General features: G+C 61.6%; 1 protein-coding gene. It reads left to right on the forward strand.

What is annotated here, in order from left to right; all coding sequences use genetic code 11:
• The first annotated feature begins 781 nt into the window (after window positions 1–781).
• On the forward strand, window positions 782–910 hold the full coding sequence (locus P0D89_RS53430; protein ID WP_408369524.1) for a hypothetical protein: 129 nt from the start codon (window positions 782–784) through the stop codon (window positions 908–910).
• The last annotated feature ends 72 nt before the right edge of the window (window positions 911–982 follow it).

Consider the following 982-nt stretch of genomic DNA (forward strand, 5'->3'; position numbering starts at 1 on the left):
GTCACCATAGCGAACCCCGGCAATTAGGCGCGTTGGAGAGCGCGCCATTCCGGGGCTGGCGCCACCGACCGACTTTTTCGACTGTCAGGCGGCGTTGCCTTTCCTGCGAGCGCCCAGTAGCGTGGAAACGCTCACCCCCGATTGCTCGGCTGCGTACTCGAAGGTCATTCCCTGCCTGATCAGAGACAAGCCCTTGTTCACTAGACGCGGTGTCGCGGTGTGCCGGCCGATGCGCTTGGCCCTGGCGCGCGCATCGGCCAGGCCCGGGCGGATTCGACATCTGAACGTCCGAGCAACAGTGCGGGCGAATGACGCTTCATGGCCGGACTGAGCCGGTCGCGACGGACGCCTCGTGTGATGCGAGGTGATTCTTCCCGTTCGCTTAGAGGCATAGAAGTTCGCGCGCTGCCGGGCGGCGGCAACGCGAAGGTATCGGACACCACGACGCCTTCTAATGGTCTGCGCATGCCGGTCGTGCAAACAGCGGTTTGCAGCCGGGCCCAGCCGCGAGTCAAGGCAACAACGGGATTCGGGCATAGCCAACCGGAATGCATACGGCCCGTGAAAATCAATTTCTTCGTTTAAATGCGCCCAAGTGTATTGTTGCGCACGGAGCAGAGCCCCGCCTTGTGCGACGTTCTATGCAGCAATACCCTGCGGCTTTCCGCAGGGAACATTATTTCGCGCTGTGGTGCTGGCCGATGGAATGCTCAAGGCTGATCGCGTGACGGGAACCCGGCCCGGCCGGATTCGGCGGCTAACACGAACAGAGGAGCAAACCATGTCACAAAACGCAACCGATCTTCTCAGCCTGGTGAGCGAGGTATTTCCCGGAGCAGAAGCAGAGCAGCGCCGGTTGGCGCTTCAGATCATTGCCCCGGGCGTTGCCGACGAGCGCGATGGTTGCTGATAAACACGAACAGGCGAGAAGGGCCGCAGGCGACCGAGGCCGTGCGAAAACGCAAAAGTACTCGGTTTTCGG

The sequence above is a fragment of the Paraburkholderia sp. RL18-085-BIA-A genome (assembly GCF_046027075.1).
Taxonomy (GTDB): domain Bacteria; phylum Pseudomonadota; class Gammaproteobacteria; order Burkholderiales; family Burkholderiaceae; genus Paraburkholderia.